Origin of the sequence: Terribium retamae (genome assembly GCF_022347545.1) — a bacterium.
Classification (GTDB): domain Bacteria; phylum Pseudomonadota; class Alphaproteobacteria; order Rhizobiales; family Rhizobiaceae; genus Mesorhizobium; species Mesorhizobium retamae.
The window spans coordinates 1-1,236 of sequence record NZ_JAKREW010000114.1 but is presented as its reverse complement, the minus strand read 5'-3'; the positions used below and the strand labels follow the sequence as shown (position 1 = coordinate 1,236).

The 1,236-nt window shown below is 70.6% G+C and carries 1 pseudogene; it reads right to left on the bottom strand.

The annotated features are described in order from the left end of the window. Positions 1-488 precede the first annotated feature (488 nt). Positions 489-1,136 (bottom strand): annotated as a pseudogene (locus L4923_RS30765) (thiamine pyrophosphate-dependent enzyme); the annotation flags it as partial. Between the last annotated feature and the right edge of the window lie 100 nt (positions 1,137-1,236).

Genomic DNA, 1,236 nt, shown 5'->3' with positions numbered 1-1,236 from the left:
TCTTTCACTCCCCCCCCTCCCCCCCCCCCGGCGGGGCGGGGGGGGGGGGGGGGGGGGGCCCGGCCCCCCCCCCCCCCCGCCCCCCCCCCCCCCCCCCCCCCCCCCCCCCACGCCGAGCCACCTCTCCCCGCCTTCGGCAGGGAGAGGAAACCAAGCTGGAATAGCGCCCGCGCCTGTGCAGCCCGGGTTCCTCGCCCCAGAAATGGCTAGGGGATGCAGCCATCTTGGATGGGAGGCCTGTGTCGCGAGCGCGGCGCTGCCCCTCATCGCCCTGCCGGGCACTTCTCCCCGTAAACGGGGAGAAGGAGGCTGGCCGCGACGATGGTGCCTGTTCTGCAAGGCTGCCGGCTGGCGAAATCTTCGGCGGCAGCGCCCCTCTCCCCGTTCACGGGGAGAGGATGCCGGCAGGCAGGTGAGGGGCTGCACCAGCAGTCGATATTTGCCGGCGCCCGCCCGAGACGGAGAACCCGGCCAAGCCAAGGCAAACATCAGGCGCGCTGCTGCGGCCGCATGTCGGCGCGGTCGATGCCAGCCACGGGCACCGGCTTCTTCATGGCGTCGCGGCGGAAGGGTTCGCCGAGTTCCTGGTTGAGGATGACCTCGATGAAGGTGGTGATGCCCTTGGCCTGGTCGTCGATCGCCTTGGCCAGCGCCTCGGTGAGGCCGGCCGTGGTGTCGACGGTGACGCCCTTCAGGCCGCAGCCATCGGCCACCTTGGCGTAGCTGAGGTTGGGGTTGAGCTCGGTGCCGACGAAGTTGTTGGCGTACCACAGCGTGGTGTTCCGCTTCTCCGCACCCCACTGGTAGTTGCGGAAGATCACCATCGTGATCGCCGGCCAGCCTTCACGGCCGATCGAGCCCATCTCGTTCATCGAGATGCCGAAGGCGCCGTCACCGGCAAAGCCCACCACCGGAACGTCGGGGCAGCCGATCTTGGCGCCGACGATCGCCGGGAAGCCGTAGCCGCAGGGGCCGAACATGCCGGGCGCCAGATATTTGCGGCCCTGCTCGAAGCTCGGATAGGCATTGCCGATGGCGCAGTTGTTGCCGATGTCGCTGGAGATGATCGCTTCCTTGGGCAAGGCAGCCTGGATCGCGCGCCCGGCCGGGCGCGGCGCCATGCGGTCGGGGTAGCGCGTGGGGGGCGGGGGCTTGCAATACGGCCCCCGCGGGTGCGCGTAGGGGTGCAACGACGCCCCCGGGGGGCGCCCGCGTGACGGCCAGATGACAGTGTGC